Source organism: Arthrobacter sp. R3-55 (genome assembly GCF_054161505.1).
In genome coordinates this window covers 2344885-2361304 of sequence record NZ_CP096423.1, presented here as the reverse complement: position 1 = coordinate 2361304, position 16420 = coordinate 2344885, and the positions used below count along the sequence as shown (strand labels likewise).

At 62.2% G+C, this 16420-nt stretch carries 17 protein-coding genes; 7 read left to right on the top strand and 10 right to left on the bottom strand.

Features of this window, described 5'->3' with window-relative positions:
* Positions 1 to 25: 25 nt before the first annotated feature.
* Entirely contained in the window at positions 26 to 421 is a 396-nt protein-coding gene (locus M1D51_RS11015) for a hypothetical protein (RefSeq protein WP_458109497.1), read from the top strand.
* Positions 422 to 495: 74 nt separating this feature from the next.
* On the top strand, positions 496 to 1131 hold the full coding sequence (locus M1D51_RS11010; protein WP_458109496.1) for a dihydrofolate reductase family protein: 636 nt from the start codon (positions 496 to 498) through the stop codon (positions 1129 to 1131).
* Between the two features lie 202 nt (positions 1132 to 1333).
* On the opposite strand, the gene M1D51_RS11005 is transcribed toward M1D51_RS11010, so the two are convergent.
* The gene (locus tag M1D51_RS11005; protein WP_458109495.1) at positions 1334 to 1759 is read right to left on the bottom strand and encodes a hypothetical protein; all 426 of its coding nucleotides are present in this window, start codon (positions 1757 to 1759) and stop codon (positions 1334 to 1336) included.
* Between the two features lie 231 nt (positions 1760 to 1990).
* On the opposite strand from M1D51_RS11005, the gene M1D51_RS11000 reads away from it, so the two are divergent.
* Together M1D51_RS11000 and M1D51_RS10995 are read left to right on the top strand one after the other, a co-directional pair.
* The gene (locus tag M1D51_RS11000; protein WP_458109494.1) at positions 1991 to 2473 is read left to right on the top strand and encodes a pyridoxamine 5'-phosphate oxidase family protein; all 483 of its coding nucleotides are present in this window, start codon (positions 1991 to 1993) and stop codon (positions 2471 to 2473) included.
* Between the two features lie 7 nt (positions 2474 to 2480).
* Positions 2481 to 2834, top strand: coding sequence for a TraR/DksA family transcriptional regulator (locus M1D51_RS10995; RefSeq protein ID WP_458109493.1), 354 nt, complete (start codon positions 2481 to 2483; stop codon positions 2832 to 2834).
* Between the two features lie 60 nt (positions 2835 to 2894).
* Here M1D51_RS10995 and M1D51_RS10990 read toward each other — a convergent pair whose 3' ends face one another.
* The 7 genes from M1D51_RS10990 to M1D51_RS10960 form a co-directional block, all read right to left on the bottom strand.
* Complete coding sequence (locus M1D51_RS10990; protein WP_172326268.1) at positions 2895 to 3155, bottom strand: hypothetical protein; 261 nt, start codon at positions 3153 to 3155, stop codon at positions 2895 to 2897.
* A gap of 18 nt (positions 3156 to 3173) precedes the next feature.
* Positions 3174 to 4187, bottom strand: a complete 1014-nt coding sequence (locus M1D51_RS10985) for a fumarylacetoacetate hydrolase family protein (RefSeq protein ID WP_458109492.1) — start codon at positions 4185 to 4187, stop codon at positions 3174 to 3176.
* A 10-nt stretch (positions 4188 to 4197) separates the two neighbouring features.
* Entirely contained in the window at positions 4198 to 5274 is a 1077-nt protein-coding gene (locus M1D51_RS10980) for an amidohydrolase family protein (protein ID WP_458109491.1), read from the bottom strand.
* Positions 5271 to 6395, bottom strand: coding sequence for an FAD-dependent monooxygenase (locus M1D51_RS10975; protein WP_458109490.1), 1125 nt, complete (start codon positions 6393 to 6395; stop codon positions 5271 to 5273). The genes M1D51_RS10980 and M1D51_RS10975 overlap by 4 nt, the downstream gene beginning before the upstream one ends.
* Before the next feature lie 61 nt (positions 6396 to 6456).
* Positions 6457 to 7464, bottom strand: a complete 1008-nt coding sequence (locus M1D51_RS10970) for a cyclase family protein (RefSeq protein ID WP_458109489.1) — start codon at positions 7462 to 7464, stop codon at positions 6457 to 6459.
* The gene (locus M1D51_RS10965; RefSeq protein WP_458109488.1) at positions 7461 to 8402 is read right to left on the bottom strand and encodes a fumarylacetoacetate hydrolase family protein; all 942 of its coding nucleotides are present in this window, start codon (positions 8400 to 8402) and stop codon (positions 7461 to 7463) included. The genes M1D51_RS10970 and M1D51_RS10965 overlap by 4 nt, the downstream gene beginning before the upstream one ends.
* Complete coding sequence (locus tag M1D51_RS10960; RefSeq protein WP_458109487.1) at positions 8402 to 9421, bottom strand: VOC family protein; 1020 nt, start codon at positions 9419 to 9421, stop codon at positions 8402 to 8404. Before M1D51_RS10960 ends, M1D51_RS10965 begins: the two co-directional genes overlap by 1 nt.
* Positions 9422 to 9690: 269 nt before the next feature.
* Here M1D51_RS10960 and M1D51_RS10955 point away from each other — a divergent pair, with 269 nt between their 5' ends.
* Complete coding sequence (locus tag M1D51_RS10955) at positions 9691 to 10917, top strand: MFS transporter (protein WP_458109486.1); 1227 nt, start codon at positions 9691 to 9693, stop codon at positions 10915 to 10917.
* Between the two features lie 29 nt (positions 10918 to 10946).
* The gene (locus tag M1D51_RS10950; RefSeq protein ID WP_458109485.1) at positions 10947 to 11903 is read left to right on the top strand and encodes a LysR family transcriptional regulator; all 957 of its coding nucleotides are present in this window, start codon (positions 10947 to 10949) and stop codon (positions 11901 to 11903) included.
* Positions 11904 to 11922: 19 nt separating this feature from the next.
* Here the strand turns inward: M1D51_RS10950 and M1D51_RS10945 are convergent, their stop codons facing one another.
* Both M1D51_RS10945 and M1D51_RS10940 read right to left on the bottom strand, forming a co-directional pair.
* Entirely contained in the window at positions 11923 to 13230 is a 1308-nt protein-coding gene (locus M1D51_RS10945) for an MFS transporter (RefSeq protein ID WP_458109484.1), read from the bottom strand.
* A gap of 87 nt (positions 13231 to 13317) precedes the next feature.
* Complete coding sequence (locus M1D51_RS10940) at positions 13318 to 15228, bottom strand: FAD-binding monooxygenase (RefSeq protein WP_458109483.1); 1911 nt, start codon at positions 15226 to 15228, stop codon at positions 13318 to 13320.
* 168 nt (positions 15229 to 15396) lie between these two features.
* Between M1D51_RS10940 and M1D51_RS10935 the strand changes: the two genes are divergently transcribed.
* Positions 15397 to 16374 carry a 5'-3' exonuclease gene (locus M1D51_RS10935; protein ID WP_458109482.1) on the top strand — a complete coding sequence of 326 codons (978 nt, stop codon included), beginning with the start codon at positions 15397 to 15399 and terminating at the stop codon, positions 16372 to 16374.
* Positions 16375 to 16420: the final 46 nt, after the last annotated feature.

Here is a 16420-nt window from a genome sequence, read left to right as displayed (position 1 = left end):
GCCTCCACCACATAGGATCAACCTTATGGCCGGTACCGTGGACGTTCTTGGCCCCATCCTGGAAATGATGACCTGGGTGGGGTTCGTCCCGGGTGTGCCTCTGCTGATCAGTGCCTGGATCATCGCCAAACGCCGATGCGTGTGGGTCACTGCGGACGGTGAGCGATTCGCCGCCGGAGGATTCATGGGCCTTCACTGGGTTGACCAGGACCACGAGGAACGCAAAGTCCTGTTGGACGTCCCCGCCGCTGACGGAAGCTATGAGCCCCGGGCGGTGGTGGTCCATTACGACCCCTGCCATCCTTCCCGGTGTTCGCTTCAACCACCCAGGTTCGATCACACAGTGTTGATTCTGGGCTGGATCCTCACCGGAGTCGGCATCTTGAGCACGCTTGGCGGGTTTGCGCTCCTGGTTTTATAAACACGGACCTCTTGAATGGCTCTTTGCCGCGGGGCTAGCATGGCTCCGCACGGCAGTTCCGAGGAGGCAGCCGCATGAGCCAGTCAACACCAAGCGAGCCATCGGCAACCCTGATGGTGGACCTGATCATCTCCCTGGACGGCTACGCCTCCGCGGAGGGATGGCCCGGGTGGTGGGGCCTTGAAGGTCCTGAGTACCTGGCATGGCTTGAGGAAGAGGGCAAGAAGGACGTCACCTTGTTGATGGGTGCCACCACGTATCGGGTCATGTCCAGCATGTCTGACCAGGCTTCTTCAGACAGTTCGGGTTTCTCGGAGGAAGAGGGGGCCAGCTTGACAGGGCTGGCCGCCATGCCCAAGATCATCTTTTCGTCCACTGTGAAGGAACCCCTGGCGTGGCCCAACTCGGAACTTATTCCCGGTGACGCCGTGGAAGCCGTACGCGAACTGAAAAGGACTCGGGCGGGCACGTTGAGCACGCTGGGCAGTTTGAGCTTGTGCCGTTCCTTACTGACTGCCGGACTGGTGGATAGATACCGCCTGGTGATCTTTCCCGTGATCACCGGGAAAACCGGTAGTGAGCGCATCTTTGATGGCTACCCCGACGTTGCACTGGAACTGGTGGATAGCAGGACCTTCGATGGCCGGTCTCAACTGCTCGAATACATCCCGAGGGTCATTGACGGCCCGCCGGCAAGCCGACAGCCATGAACCGGGATCTGGAGGTCAACGTCCAGCACGTGCACTTGCCTGCGGGTATGGCAGGCCCCACAGAGGTCAGTTTCGATGTCAGGTCTTTCATTCTCCCCATGGCGCAGAACTCCAAGATCCGGGCTCCCGGCTCCAGGCCTTGCTTAATGAGCCTGCGGGAGGGTGGTAGCGTCGGTGTTCCGTTGTGCCGCCGTATGAATCTTCAGTGTGGTTGCTGGGCCTGTTCCTCGAAGAAAGGTGCCAGGCATTCGGCGTAGTGGTTCATGGTCTCGGCGAAGGTGAGCAGCCTTATGGTCTCCACGCCGGCTGTGACCGGTTGCCCCTTACTGTCGCCAACAGAGCACAACAAGGGCTCTGCGCTGAGTCCGTTGGCTGTGAGCGTGGCGATCCCCCAGGGGTGGTCGGGATCGGCTACCGCAATGCCTGCCGCGTCAAAAGTGTCCCTGAGGACATTGCCCGTCACGGTGCGCCACGACTGGAGATACTGTGGCTTCAGGAGTTCAATCAGGTCCTCGTCCCTGGCTTCGTAGGCGGACCCCAGTGCCGTGGTAAGGCCATCCCATTCCTGCGTGTCACGGACCATCAGGTGCGCGGCACGGAGGTGGGCAAGTGTTTCATTCAACGTCATGGCAGTCCCCAAACTTCCAGTCCCATTGCATACCCCTCAGGGCAGGCCTGACGCCGTCGGCGGTCATTACCAAGAAGAACGGTCGGGGGACCGGCAAGATTCCCGATTTCCCGTGAGCCCGTGATTCCTGACCTTTTTGCGACATTCCTTGGCCGCCTAGTAAATCAGTAGTCTTACTATTAGGCTGGCGGCTTGGGGAAATTCCCCGGCACGCAGAAAAGGGAGGCAAGCATGGCCGACGAGCAAAGCATCACCAAGGTGACGGAGATTATCAACGACTCCAAGATCGGAATGCTGACCACCATCAACGAAGACGGCGCACTGGTCAGCCGCCCGCTGGCCGTTCAGGAAGTCCAGGACGACGGCGACATGTGGTTCTTTACAGGGCTGGACACCTCGCAGGTTGCGCATGTGAGGCAGGATCCCAGAGTCAACGTTTCTTTCGGCAAGAACACTGAGTGGGTTTCGGTGGCTGGTACAGCCGAGGTTGTCACCGACCGCCAGAAGATCCGGGACATGTGGAACCAAGTGGTTGAGGCCTGGTATCCGGAGGGGCCCGATACTCCCGAGGTCTGCCTGCTCCATGTTGACTCGGATTCGGCAGAGTATTGGTCCAGCCCGGGCGGGACCGCCGCTACTGTGCTGCAGTGGGTCAAGTCCAAGGTCACCAATTCCCGGTTCAGCGTGGGCGAGAGCGGGACCGTGGAGCTCTGATCCATCCATGACGGACACCGAGCGGTTCCGCGTCCTCCTTGAGGAGGAGCGGGACCGCAAACGGAAGCTGCTGAACGCGCTGCGCAGTGACATCACCTCGGTGAGCCTTGCACGCCAGGACTCCAATGTGGACGACGAGCATGATCCAGAGGGCAGCACCATAGCGTTCGAGCTTTCGCAGGCCGAAGCCCTCCTTGACCAAAGCCGCGTCGGCTTGACGGAGATCGATGCTGCCTTGGGCCGGATTGCCGAGGGCAGCTATGGAAGCTGCCGGGTCTGCGGATCAGATATCCCGGAAGCCAGGCTCGAGGCCAGGCCCTGGACGCCCTACTGTGTGGAGCACGCCTCCGGCCGCCGATAGTCAAGCCACGGAGCCAACCGTTGACAGCGAATGTTCAGGGCAAGCCATGGGGACAGCCGGCTAGGCGGACATGCCAGGGGCGACGGGAATAAACTCGATGGTTTCCTGGACCTTCTTACGGGGTCCGCGGTTGAACCCTTTGGCGTCCAAGTGGTTGCCGGCCCGGTAGGCCGCCAGCGCCTGGTCATAGATGTCATTGAGGCGTTGCCCGGTGAAGACTTCCTGGGTTCCATCAGTGAAAAGTATGGACACTGAGGCACCGCCCGGGAAGTGTCTTTTCATCCGTACGAAACCTTCAGGGTCTTGCTGCAGGGAGATCAAAACGGGACCGCGCTTTCTTTAGTGGTTAGTGACAGTCTCCCGCACATTGTGGCTGCCGCGCTCTTTGCTGCCTGGCCGGTTGCGGGCAGGCACCCTGGTCAGGGCTTCGCGCCGCTCACCTACGGTATTGAGGATCGAGCCGATGCCTTCCACTGTCATTCGCACTGAATCGCCGGTCTTCAAGGGCGGGGGAGTCTTGGCGCCGTTCCGTCCCCATAGTTCGGCCAGGCAGCCGCTGCCGCAGGTTCCCGAACCCAGCACGTCGCCAGGCCGGACCACGGAGTCCTGGGAGGCATAAGCCACAAGCTCAGCAAAGGGCCAGCCCATGTTGGACAGCAGGTCCTGGCCAATGGCCTGGCCGTTGACCTCGACGGCCATGCTGAGGGGCAGGAATCCTTGGTGGTCGTGGAGGTGCTCGAACTCATCGGCTGTCACAATCCAAGGACCGAGGGTGTTGGCGAAGTCCTTCCCCTTGCAGGGGCCAAGGCTGACCTTCATCTCCCTCCGTTGCAAGTCACGTGCCGACCAGTCATTGAGAATCGTGTAGCCGAAAATGTGCCGGTGCGCGTCTGCCGCGGTCAGGTTCCTGCCATCACTGCCCGGTACGTACCCGACGACGGCCGCTACTTCGGTCTCAAAGTCCAGTTCGCTGGAACCGGCAGGAATACCGATCACCTCGCCCGTGCCGGTCACCGTATGCGGATTCGTAAAGTAGAACGTTGGTGCTTCGTACCATTCGGCCACCACGCCGGCTACGCCATCTATGCTCTTGCGCACCCCCTCAACATGCTCCTCGAAGGCAACAAAATCCCTGATGGTGCCAGGTAGCAGCGGAGCCAGCAACTGCACGTCCTGCAAAGGAACAGGTGCGGTGCTCCGAAAGGATTCCGCCGCTATGGCCAGAGTCTCCTCCAAGCCGGCGTGCAACAAGTACTGAACCGAGCGTCCCTCGGCCAACGCGTAGCAGTTGTGGTCGCCGACGAACCCTTCGTACGTTCCGCCGTCGTGATTCCAACGGGCAATCTTGACCATGGTGGCTTCCTTAAACGGTGGGGCGGATGGTGAGGGCGGCTGCCGCAGCGAGGCCAAGCCGCGCGGCGTTGCCGGCGAGAATCCCGGCAGTGTCCGCTTGGGCGAGTCCGGCCGCATGGACCTCATCAACAGGGTGTTCCGAACCCATATCGAAGGGGTAATCGGAACCGAGCAAAACCTGGGAAGGCCCTGCGGCCCGGAGCAATGCCGCGAGTTCGCGGGGGTTGTGCACCAACGAGTCGAAGAAGATCCGGCGAAGATACGACGACGGCGGTTCGGCGCAGCGCCGTGCTTCGGGGCGCACCTTCCAGGCGTGGTCCGAACGGCCGATGGTGGTGGGAAGGTAACCCCCGCCATGGGCGGCGAGGATCAACAGGCCAGGGTGGCGGTCCAAGACCCCGCTAAAGATGAGGTGGGACAGGGCCACGGCGTTCTCGGCCGGCTGGGACACGGTGTTGGCCAAGTAAAACCGGTCAAGACGTTCATCAAGCGAACAGCCGAACGGATGAAGGAAGACCAGCGCCCCGAGTTCCTCCGCCCGGCTCCAGAAGGGTTCCAAGCGGGGATCGGAGAGCTCAACGGTGGTGCGTTCGGGATCGCCGGGAGTACCGGCGAAAGAGCCGATTTCCACGCCCGGCAGTCCGCAGTCCACCACGGCGTGCTCCAACGCTTCGACCATGAGGTGGGGATGTTGCAAGGGCACCAGCCCCAGTCCGTTCAGCCGGTCCGGAGCCTTCTGCACGAGTTCGCGGACAGCCTCATTCGCCTGCCTGGCCAGCGTCATGGCGAGCTCCGGACCGGCAAAGTAGTAGAAGTGCGACGGCGAGGGCGAGACCAGTTGGACGTCCACCCCCTGAGCGTCCATGTCTGCCAGGCGCCTGTCGAGGTCGGTGAGCTGCTGCCACCGCTCCTTGATCATGGCGCCGGAGGCGGCCATGGATTCGGGCCCGTTCCTCCGGATTTCAAGGGCTTGGAGGGCTTTGAATCCTTCCGGATCACCCTCTGCCGCTCTTTGCTGGAGGGCCGGAATAAGCACGTGCGCGTGGACGTCGATCACGGCTTGTTGCGCGCTGGCGGGGGTGTTCATGCGGGTTCCTTCAGCATGGTGGAGAGTGAATTCATCAGTCCTGGCACATCGGCATCACGCACACCGTCCAGCATCCATTGACCCAATTGCACAGACGCCTTGACCACAGCGGCTGCCCGGTCCAGGCGGCGGTCCGTGAACTCTTTCCACAATGTCTCGGTGAGGTGGTCGGCCGAGATCAGGAGCTCCGCAAGCACCGCGGCGTCTTCCAATGCCATGGCGGCCCCTTGGGCAACGGTAGGAGGGCAGCTGTGGGCAGCATCGCCAATGATGACCGTGCGGCCCCTGTTCCATGGACCTTCCACAAGATGCGAGGTGAACCAGGTGTAATTGATGCGGGCGCTGTGGTCCAGGTTGGCGCGGATCTCGTTCCAAGGACCACCGTAGGCCGCAGCAAGTTCGGACATAACCCGGGGGCCGTCCTCGTGCCTGCGTTCCTGTGCCCTCTCCACGAGGTAGGCGTAGATGGTCTCCGGTCCCGTGGGGCAGTAGCCGGCAATGAAGCAGGGGCCGCCGTAGGTGAGGTCCGTGCGGACGACGTCTTCGGGGCGCTCAACAAACGCCCGCCAAATACCCATGCCGGTGGGTTGTGGCTCGACGTCAATGTCGATTGCTTTCCGTACTGCCGAGTGAAGGCCATCAGCCCCGATGAGGAGGTCGTAGGAGGAGCTCCCACCGTCGGCCGTGAGGACGGTGACGGTGCCGCCGTCGTCGGCTATTTCGGTGACTGTCTTGCCATAGGTGATGCGGGTGCCGGCTTGCTCGGCGCGCCCACGGAGAATGGCAGTCAAATCAGGGCGATACATTCCCAGTGTTGCGGGAAGGTCCTCGCCGCCGGTCCGGATGTCCTCAAGGACTGCAACGACGGTTCCGGCGGGGTCGGGAGCCCGCAGGCCCAGGGTGCTGAACGAGTACCCTTTCGATTGCACCTGCTCCCAAACGCCCAGGTCGCGGAGAATCCTCAGGGCGTTGCCCTGGAGCGTGATGCCGGAGCCCAGGGTTTGGGGTTCAGCGGCCTTCTCCAGGACCTCAACCTCAACACCTGCCTCGGCCAGGAGGATGGCTGCAGTAAGGCCGGCGGCCCCCGCTCCAACGATTCCAACCCTCTGTACTGCTGCCATCTCTGACTCCTTTGTGGTGACGGCTTTACTGCCTATTGTGCTGCTTGCGGTGACGGAAGCGTCAGCGGACTGCGATGGGATTGACCGGCGAACCCACAGCCCCGGTGATGGGAAGCGGGGCGGCGGTCAACATGAAGTCGTACCTGCCATCGGCGGCACATGCCTGAGCAAGCGCATCCGGATCCCACATTTCCCCCAGGAACAATCCAAGGTTGGGAATGGCGATCTGGTGCAGGGGCTGGAAGGCTCCGTCAAACTCATTCGGCCGAACCTCAAACCCCCACGTGTCCGTAGCGATTCCGGCGATTTCGGAGGTATGCAGCCATCGGGCCGTGCTGAAGGACAAGCCCGGGGCGGACCCGCCAGCGTAATCGCCCCATCCCTCGCGTCGGACCCGGCTGTACTGACCCGTACGGATCACCACGATGTCGCCCCGGCGAACCTCAGCGCTGGAACCCTGACGTTCGATGGTCAATTCCAGATGTTCCGGGGTGATGGCGAAACCGTCGGGCAGTTCGCCGTCGGTCCTTCCCAGATCCGGACCCAGCGCGCGCCCCACATCCAGGAGCACGCCGCGGGTCACGATCTTGGCCGCTGCCGTTTCGATCCCTGTGAAGAGGTCGCCCTCGGACGTAACTACATCCCCCGCCGCGCGGCCGTTCCATGCTTTGCCGCGGTCAAAAATATGGCCAAGCCCGTCCCACTGGGTGGAACATTGCAGCGGCATGGCGATGACGTCATCGGCGCCCCCGAAGCCGTGCGGGAAGCCCTGGTTCCCCCGCTCGGCGTCCACACCGGTATCGGTCATGGTGTGGACCGGGTTGGTGCGGCGGCGCCACCCCTTCTGGGGACCGTTGGTGTCGAACGGCTGGGACAAGGAGAACGCCTCCCCGGACTTCACCAGCTGTGCCGCTTCCACGCGCTTGCCGTTATCAACGAAGTTCAACGTACCGAGCACATCATCTTCGCCCCAGCGGCCCCAGTTGTTGTACTGCTTGGCGGCGGCGGTGATACTGCCCAACGGATCATCCCGCTGGATCAGGTCAACGTTCACGGCATCGGTGGTCACTGTTCGTCCTTGCAGTGGATCAGTTGGGTTCCCAGCCCTGTGATGGTGCCTTCCATGACGTCGCCGTCCTGCAGGAGTCGCCCCCAGTGCTGGCCGTTTCCGGCCGGACTGCCTGTCAGCACCAGGTCACCTGGCTTCAAAGGCATCGTCCGGGACGCTTCACTGACCAGCTTGGCGACGCCGAAAATCATGTCTTGGGTGGATTCATCCTGCATGGCTTTGCCGTTGAGTTTCAGCGTGACGTGGACGTCCTGCGGGTCACCGAAGAACTTGGCCGGCACCAGCAGTGGTCCCGTGGGCAGGAAACCGGGTGCGTTTTTAGCCCGGTACCAGTCCGAGCCAATAGCCGGCATGTCCTTCCGGAAGACGTACTCGCGCGTGGTGATGTCGTTAACCATGGTGTACCCGAAGACGTACTCCAGGGCCTCCTCGGGACTCACCCGGAAAGCCTCTTTGCCGATCACGGCCGCGAGTTCCAACTCCCAGTCGTGTGACTTGCTGTAGGCCGGGAGGGTGAGGTCATCCGTGGCTGATGCGATGGCCGTAGGAAGACCAATGAAGAAGTACGGGGTGCCCTGGCCGGCGCGCTGGTCCATCATTGCCGCGGTCTTGGCGCGAACTTCTTCCGCGTCCTGGCCGGCTTCCCGGTGAGCCACGGCGAGGTCGATCACGTGCTTGCGGTAGTTGGCGCCGGTTTGGAGCACTTGGGCTGGTTCCACCGGAGCGAGGACCTCGACGCCGGACAGCTCAAAGCCTGCCTCGTGTCCCGCAGAGGCGGCCAGGGTGTCCAGTTCGGCTTCGATGGTGGCCCAGTGCTGGATGATCGAGTTGATGTCTCCGTCTAACGGGAGGACACGTTCTCCCACCACAAGACCGGTTTTGGGCTTGGCTTCGCCGGGCTCCTGGAAGCGGATCAATGCATAGTTTGGCTGCGTCATTAGCCCCGGCCCTGCTTGGCGTAGGGGTTCAGGAGGGCTTCCTTCATCTCGGCGGAAGCACCTTCCTCGGTGGCGGTGAATCCGTCGGCGGGCGGGAAGGACTCGGTCATGGAGTGCGGCATGGCACCGTTCTTGTAGAAGTTGTTGGAACCTTCCGAGGGCTTCCAGGTGTTGGCATCCCAGTCCGGCACGTAGTTGCGGTAGCCGCCGGAGTTCAGTTCCACGCGCAGGCCCGAGGGGTCGCGGAAATAGAGGAAGTTCTGTTCGCCCACACCATGGATGGACGGTCCGTATTCCATGGGGGTGCCGTTTTCCATCATCACATCTGCCGTGCGGAGCAGGTCCTCGGTGGCGTCCACCCAGAAAGCGATGTGGTTGACACGGCCGGCACGCTTGGAGGTATCCAGGACCACGCCGAGGTCGTGGGACTTTTCGTTGGTGGTGAGGACAGAGAACACGGTGATGGGTGCTTCGTCCAGATCGACAAACGCCATGACCCGGAAGCCGAGTGCCTCGTTGTGCCACTGGGCGAATCCGCGGACGTCCGAGGCAGCGACGGTGACGTGGTCCAGGAAACGGGGAGCTGCTGCATGGCTGCTGCGGCGCTCGGGGCGGTCCGGGTAGGTGGATTCGAAACCTGGCTCGGCGACGAACTTTTCCACGTCGTAGAAGAGACGCATGTGATGACCGTAGGGACCCGTGAACTCGTAAGCCTTGCCAAAACCGTGGCCGCCGGCTGACCAGCCACCCTGGACACCGGTTGCTTCAACCCTGGCAGCAGCTGCCTCCAGGGCAGCCTGTGAGTTGGTGCGCCACGCCATGCGGCCCAAGGATGCTTCCGGGCCCTCGGTGATGACCAGGCTGTAGCGGTAATAGTCGCCCCAGCAGCGCAGGTAGACGTTGCCATCCACGCGGTCGATGATGCGCATGCCGAACTTTTCCTCATAGAACCGTGCCGAGGCTTCGACGTCCGGAGCGGTGATCTCGAGGTGGGCAAGATGGGAGAGGGGAGTTTCCACGATGAATTCCTTCTTTGTGCTGGTGGCTCGGACAGTTCTCTGCAGGTCCTGTAACCACCATGAGCCACATCACGTATTCGGAGAAGAGCAAGTATTTGATAGGAGATATCCGTCAAACAAATAGTTCAGTGGTGAGGGATCTATCAACCACACGAATACCTGCTATACCCAAACAGGTATTCTCCGCTTGCGTGAGCCTTGCCACAGTGATGGGATCCCATCGGCGCCCCTGCCGGTACCAGGGACTCTTCAACGGCGAAGGAACACCCATGAGCACCATTGATCCCACTGCGCTCCAGTCGCGCCGTCCGGCTTCCCCGAGAGAGGCGGGCAAAGCCCAGGCCGCACTGCTTGTTGCCGGAAGTTGCATGCCGGTCCTGGGTGCAGTCCTGCTGGCGCCGGTCCTACCCACCCTGAACCAGGTCTTCGCTGATACGCCCGGTGTCGCCATTCTTGTGCCCTTGGTCCTGACCCTTCCAGCGCTGTTCGTGGCGCTGTTTTCGCCCTTGGCAGGCTATGTCGCTGACAGAATGGGCCGCAAGCAGTTACTGATCTACGCCATGCTGGCCTACGCACTTTTTGGTACGGCACCTTTATGGTTGGAAAGCCTCGAATCCATCGCGGTCTCACGGATCGGTGTAGGTATTGCCGAAGCGGCCATCATGACGTGCTGCACAACGCTAATCACGGACTACTACGCGGGGCAGCAGCGGAACAAGTACCTGGGCCTCCAGACCATGGTCAGCGCACTGGCCGCCACAGCATTCTTTGCCTTGGGCGGCGCGTTGGGCAGCATCAGTTGGCGGACACCGTTCTGGCTCTACGCCGTCAGTGCGGTCCTGGTGGTACCTATGATCTTCAACCTTTGGGAACCGGCCAAGAGCCAAGGCGCAGCAAACCTTCCGGGTGCAGCGGTGCTGAAACAGCCGGTGCCGTGGCGCCGCATCGGAGCCCCTGCCGCCGTGACACTGTTCGGGGGCATCGTCTTCTATGCCCTGATCGTTCACCTTCCCTACGTCATCACGGGTTTGGGCGTCCAGGATGCCGCCCTCATCGGGGGAGCCGCCGCGATCGCTTCGCTTGCTACTGCCGCAGGGGCAATATCTTTCCGTTTTCTCGCGAAGTCGGGCACCCGGAAGCTGTTGGCCGGCGCATTCGGCCTTGCCGCCGTCGGACTGTGTGTTGTCTCTGTGGCGGGCAGTGTTCCGGTGGCAGTCCTCGGTGCAGTAATTGCCAGCGCGGGAACGGGTGTTCTGTTGCCGACGCTGCTGACGTGGGCGGTCAACGGGCTGGAATTCTCCCAGCGCGGCCGGGGTACCGGCATCTGGACAGGCACCTTGTTCATTGGCCAGTTCCTGACGCCCATTGTCCTGGGGGCAACCGCTGCCGCATTGGGCAGCCTGGCTCTCGCCCTCGGTGCGTTGGGCGTCGCTTGCGGCCTGGCGCTGCTGATCGTCCTGGCCCGGGGGCCGCGGTTGGTGCCGGTGGGCCATTGAGGGTGGTCGTGGCTGGATAACCTAGGGGGATGAAGAACCTGGATCTGAACCTGTTGCCCCAACTGCAGGTCCTGCTGGAACTGCGGAACGTTTCCCGGGCGGCTGAACGGCTCCAGCTCAGCCAGCCGGCTACCAGCGCGGCAATGGCCAGGTTGAGGCGGCACTTCGATGACGAACTCCTGGTACGACATGGCCGCACCTACGATCTCACGCCGTTTGCGCAGTCGTTGGTCCCCCTGGTAGACGAGGCCATGCTCCATGTCCAGCGGGCCACGCGCGTCCGTTCGGGTTTCGATGCGACCTCGAGCACGCGGGAGTTCGTTATTGCCGCATCCGACTACGCGGCAGCCCTGATTGTGGGGCCGTTGCGGGGCATCCTGCAGAACGAGGCGCCTGGCGTGCTGGTGGACTTCGTTCCTACCTCGGGCCTTGCGGGAACCTTGGCCGAGTACTCCAGGATGGACCTCTTGGTGGGGCCTACCGGTTACAGGATGCAGGGCGAATCAAAACAGCTGTTCCGGGACAGTTTTGTAGCGGTGGTTGATGCGGGCAACCCACTGCTGCAGCGTTCCACGGTGGCCCTGGCCGACCTGGTGGAAATGCCGCACGCTGTGGGCTATTTCGGAGAGGGTATCAGCACTCCCGCTGACAAGCTTTTTGAGTCCAGGGGCGTTCGACGCCGGGTGGCTGCCACTGTGGCCGGCTTCCTGTCCCTGCCCCTTCTGGTGGAGGGTACCGATTTGGTGGCCTTGGTGCCGCGGATGCTGGCGTCCCGGGCCCGCCGCGGAGCCGATATCGAAGTCCTGGACTTCGATGCAGAGCTTGAAGCTGCATTGGTGGAGGCGATGTACTGGCACCCCTCGCGAACGGAGGACCCCGCCAACGCCTGGCTCCGCTCGGTGGTTCAGCGGGCCTGTTCACAGTTGCATCAGATTTTCCCGGTGACGGCACATCCGGTCACCATTTCTGACCGTGACGGCAATTGACCGGTCCCGGTCTTACTGCTCACGGGAGGGTTCCTTGTTCCGTTTCAGTCCCGGCTGTGCTGCCCCGATCGGCCGCAGCCTTCTGCCTCCGGCTGGCCAGCAGGAAGGGCACGGCAACAACTTCGATCACACCTGCCATGGCCAAGGATGCAGGGTAGCCGTAGAGGTCGGCTCCCCGGCCGAGGAGGGGCTGGATCACCACACCGCCGCTTGAACCCATGAGGGAATCGAAGCTCAGGACCGTGGCCCGCTGCTTGGATGGAATCATGTCATTGATATAGGCCTGCCGTACCGGCATGGCAGCAGAATTCATCACTCCCCAAAGCGCCAGCAGCGCCAATGCCGCCCAAAAGTTGCTGGTAAACCCGAGGATCAGCAGGATAGCGGCACCTGCCAGCGCACCGAAGACCAGCACAGACGTGCGTCTGTGGAAGAGGCGCCGAGCGTGCGGAGCCAACCATCCGCCCAGGATCTGTGAGCCTGCCACGATCGCTGCGGCCAGCCCGGCAATGGAGTAGGCGCGGGGGTCGCCAAAGAGGTTGAGGAGGTACGGCTGCAGTGCGTAGAAAACATAGATTCCGACGCCGGCACTGAAGGGGGCTGCCAACATCACGTAGCGAACGGGCGGATTCTTCACACCGTTCTCGATGGACGCTGTCAGCACGGCACGGGTTGCACGGAGCGGGTGCGTGGAGCGTTCAGGCGTGAATCCGACGTCGTGCATTAAGGCAAAGGCCACAGCGAACATGGCAGCCAATACACCCACCCGGAGGAGAAACGGCACTCCCAGACTTGTCGCTTGGGCAATGACGCCGCCGGCTACAGAACCTGCCAACATGGCGACACCCTGAACCATCTGGCCGCGGCCCAAAACGGATTCCAGCCCGCCGTCGTAACCGGAATATCTTAGGGCGTCAACGAGCCAGGCTTCTACGGCGCCGGAAAAGAAGGTGAACCCCAAGCCCAGCAGCACCGACACCACAGCCCACATCCAGAACGGGGCCGAGACCTGCCACAGCACAAAGTACAGGTAGGTCGATACCGCCAAGGTGATCGTGCCCAGCAGGAAAGAAATCCTCCGACCCCATCCGTCAGCTATGACGCCGGTGGGGATTTCAAACAACACCATCCCTGCTGTGAAAAATGCGTTGGCGGCAAATGCCTCCAGGTTGCTTAAACCGGCATCCAGCAGGAAAAGCGTATTGATGCCCCAGATGAAGGAAGCTGCAATGGTGTTCCCCAGCGTCAGCGTGAGATAGACCCGCTGAATCTTCCTTGCGGCGGAGTTCAGCGTGTCACCGCCCGGGTTGGTGCGAGGAGGGACCACACCTCATTGTCTTCCTCGTCACCAGGTTTTGACAGGGTGGTTAGGTCAGAATGACCTAACCCCTGCAACCCCTGGTCCGCCTGGTCCCTATGCCCGGAGCAGCCCGGCTCCCGGGCGGGAAGCCAGCAGCGGGGCAAAGAAGGCGCCGAGTTCCGCCGTCGCGGTCAGGGGCAGGACGTTGGCGACGTATTGGTCCGGCCTGACCACCACAACCACACCTTCGCGGCTCAGCCCGCGCATCTCGAAGATATCCGCGTTGGGGTCTGCGCCGAAGACTTTCTCGAGGTAGGTCAGTTTGAACGGCCCGACAGTGGGCTTGAAGGCCGAAGGTACAGCGTTGATGTCCACGTTGGTGTGGTCTTGCTGGTAGATCACCTTGACGTCGAACCAGGCGTCGCGGTCAAAGTTCGACGGCGTTGCCGCCAACGGCGAGTCCGGCGAGTTCGCGATCCACTCGGCAAAGTCCGCGACAGGTCCCGGAGCGCCCGCCTGCGCGGAATCGGCGAACACGTAGATACGCCAGCGCCCGTCCGCTTTCGCATGATGGCCCAGATGCATGGGATTGGTGTCGCAGACCCGCAGGACGGGGGCCGACTTGAAACGCTTGCCCACGGGGAAGCCGGCAGCGAGCTCCTGGTGCTGTGCCTCCGCTACCAGCATGGAAGGTGCGTACTGGGTCATGAAGCCGGCAGGGAATTCGGCGGTACTGGTGTAGAAGGTTTCCAGTTCTGCCGGGTCCTCGAACTCTTCAGGTTTCTTGGCCATCAGCGTGGACCACTGCTTGTCGAAGTCTATGAGGTTCTTGGCCACCACTTGCCGCTCAGCCGAGTAGGTATCCAGCAGGCTTTCGGGGCTGCGGCCTTCGAGGACGTGGCCAAGCTTCCAGCCGATGTTGAAGCCGTCCTGCATGGAAACGTTCATCCCTTGGCCGGCCTTCGCGGAGTGAGTGTGGCAGGCGTCGCCGGTGATGAACACCCTGGGGGTGCGGGTACCGCGGTCCTCCGGCAGAACGTCGTCGAACCTGTCCGTGAGCCGATGGCCTACTTCATAGACGCTGTGCCATGCGACGTTGCGTACGTCCAGGGTGTAGGGGTGAAGAATGTCGTTGGCCTTTTGAATGATCTGCTCGATGGTGGTTTTCCGCACGGCGCCTTTGTCATTGGGGTTGACTTCGCCCAGGTCCACGTACATGCGGAACAGGTGACCGCCCTCGCGCGGGATCAAGAGGATGCTGCCACCTGCGCCGGACTGAATGGCGCATTTTGTGCGGATGTCCGGGAAGTCGGTGACGGCGAGAACGTCCATGACACCCCAGGCGTGGTTGGCCTGATCGCCGGCCAAGTGGCAGCCGATGGACTCACGAACCTTGCTGCGCGCACCGTCGGCCCCCACGACGTACTTGGCTCGAATGATCCGCTCCTGGCCTTCGTTGGGTCCTGAGGTGTGGAGCAGGGTGACGGTCACCGGGTAATCGCCCTCGCCGGTGACGTTGAGGCCTTGGAATTCGTAGCCATAGTCAGGGGTCATGCGAGTGGGGGAGTTGGCCATGAACTCCGCAAAATAGTCCAGCACGCGTGCTTGGTTCACGATCAGGTGCGGGAATTCGCTGATGCCGGCGGGGTCATCCACTGCCCGGGCCGCCCGGACAATACGTGAATGGTCTGCGGGGTCCGGCTTCCAGAAAGCCATCTCCGTGATGCGGTAGGCCTCCGCGATGATCCGCTCGGCAAATCCGAACGCCTGGAAAGTCTCCACGCTGCGCGCCTGGATGCCGTCAGCCTGACCGATAGCCAGACGACCCGGGCGACGCTCAACTATGCGTGTGGTGACGTCCGGGAACTGGGACAGCTGGGCGGCCGTCAGCATGCCGGCAGGGCCGGTACCCACAATGAGGACATCAACTTCGTCCGGAAGTTCTGCTGGGCGATTGATTCCGACGCCGGCCGCGGGCTCGACCCGTGGGTCGCCGGATACGTAACCGTGGTGGTGGAACTGCACGGGCTTTCCTCACTTCTTTGTGGGTTACTGCACTGGGGGTGTTCGATAATAGAACACACTGTTCTATTATCGCTCAGATCATCGTAATCCGGCTCACACTCGTGTTCAAGTCCCTGACGCCTTCCGAGCCGGAAATGCTGTGTAGTTTCCCGCAGATCGGGCTACGGCATGTCAGGATCAGGTATGCCCCGATTGATGCTGCTGGACACCGCCTCGCTGTACTTCCGAGCCTTCTACGGTGTTCCCGATTCCATTCGCCGATCCGACGGAACACCTGTGAATGCGGTGCGGGGATTGATGGACATGATCGCCCGCCTCACTACCGACTACGAAGCCACACATCTGGTGGCGTGCTGGGACAACGATTGGCGCCCGCAATGGCGCGTGGACCTGATCCCCGGCTATAAGTCCCACAGGGTTGCGGAGACTGTACCGAATGGCCCGGACGTTGAGGTTGTCCCGGACCCTCTTGAAGCTCAAATTCCCATGATCCGGCGCGTATTGGACCTTGCCGGTATTGCTGTGGTGGGCGTTGACGAGCATGAGGCCGATGACGTCATCGGAACCTATGCGAGCCAAGCGAGCTTCCCAACGGACGTGGTGACCGGTGACCGCGATCTTTTCCAGCTCGTCGACGACGACCGCGGCGTCCGCGTCATATATACGGCCCGCGGCATGAAGAATCTGGAGGTACTCACCGACGTCGTAGTGGTGGGCAAGTACCGCGTCCTGCCTCAGCAATATGCAGACTTCGCCACGCTCCGGGGCGATGCTTCGGATGGACTCCCAGGCGTCGCCGGCATTGGAGAGAAAACGGCGGCGTCATTGCTCGGCGCCCACGGATCACTGGAAGGACTGCTTGAGGCGGCGGACGCTCCCGACGGCGGGTTGTCGGCCGGCATCCGGGCCAAACTGTCCGCGGCGGCCGACTACCTCAAGGTAGCCCCCGCCGTCGTCAATGTCGTGCGCGACCTGGAGGTGCCCACACTGGAGGAAGCGGGTGCCAAACTGCGCCCCGTTACCGGCGACGCACGCGCTGAACTTGAGCAACTGGCCACCGACTGGAATTTGGGAGGATCGGTCAAGAGGCTGCTTGAGGCGTTGGACCACATTCCTGAGGTTCTGTCCGCTGATGACGCCCGCTGAGGACGTCCCTCACAGGGTCCGGTTCGCTTTCACAGCCGAATGACAG

What these genes read in the sequence shown, in the direction of transcription:
- M1D51_RS11015 (WP_458109497.1), top strand. Translation starts at nt 26, where the DNA reads ATGGCCGGTACCGTGGACGTTCTTGGCCCCATCCTGGAAATGATGACC.
- M1D51_RS11010 (WP_458109496.1), top strand. Translation starts at nt 496, where the DNA reads ATGAGCCAGTCAACACCAAGCGAGCCATCGGCAACCCTGATGGTGGAC.
- M1D51_RS11005 (WP_458109495.1), bottom strand. Translation starts at nt 1,759, where the DNA reads ATGACGTTGAATGAAACACTTGCCCACCTCCGTGCCGCGCACCTGATG.
- M1D51_RS11000 (WP_458109494.1), top strand. Translation starts at nt 1,991, where the DNA reads ATGGCCGACGAGCAAAGCATCACCAAGGTGACGGAGATTATCAACGAC.
- M1D51_RS10995 (WP_458109493.1), top strand. Translation starts at nt 2,481, where the DNA reads ATGACGGACACCGAGCGGTTCCGCGTCCTCCTTGAGGAGGAGCGGGAC.
- M1D51_RS10985 (WP_458109492.1), bottom strand. Translation starts at nt 4,187, where the DNA reads ATGGTCAAGATTGCCCGTTGGAATCACGACGGCGGAACGTACGAAGGG.
- M1D51_RS10980 (WP_458109491.1), bottom strand. Translation starts at nt 5,274, where the DNA reads ATGAACACCCCCGCCAGCGCGCAACAAGCCGTGATCGACGTCCACGCG.
- M1D51_RS10975 (WP_458109490.1), bottom strand. Translation starts at nt 6,395, where the DNA reads ATGGCAGCAGTACAGAGGGTTGGAATCGTTGGAGCGGGGGCCGCCGGC.
- M1D51_RS10965 (WP_458109488.1), bottom strand. Translation starts at nt 8,402, where the DNA reads ATGACGCAGCCAAACTATGCATTGATCCGCTTCCAGGAGCCCGGCGAA.
- M1D51_RS10955 (WP_458109486.1), top strand. Translation starts at nt 9,691, where the DNA reads ATGAGCACCATTGATCCCACTGCGCTCCAGTCGCGCCGTCCGGCTTCC.
- M1D51_RS10950 (WP_458109485.1), top strand. Translation starts at nt 10,947, where the DNA reads ATGAAGAACCTGGATCTGAACCTGTTGCCCCAACTGCAGGTCCTGCTG.
- M1D51_RS10935 (WP_458109482.1), top strand. Translation starts at nt 15,397, where the DNA reads ATGTCAGGATCAGGTATGCCCCGATTGATGCTGCTGGACACCGCCTCG.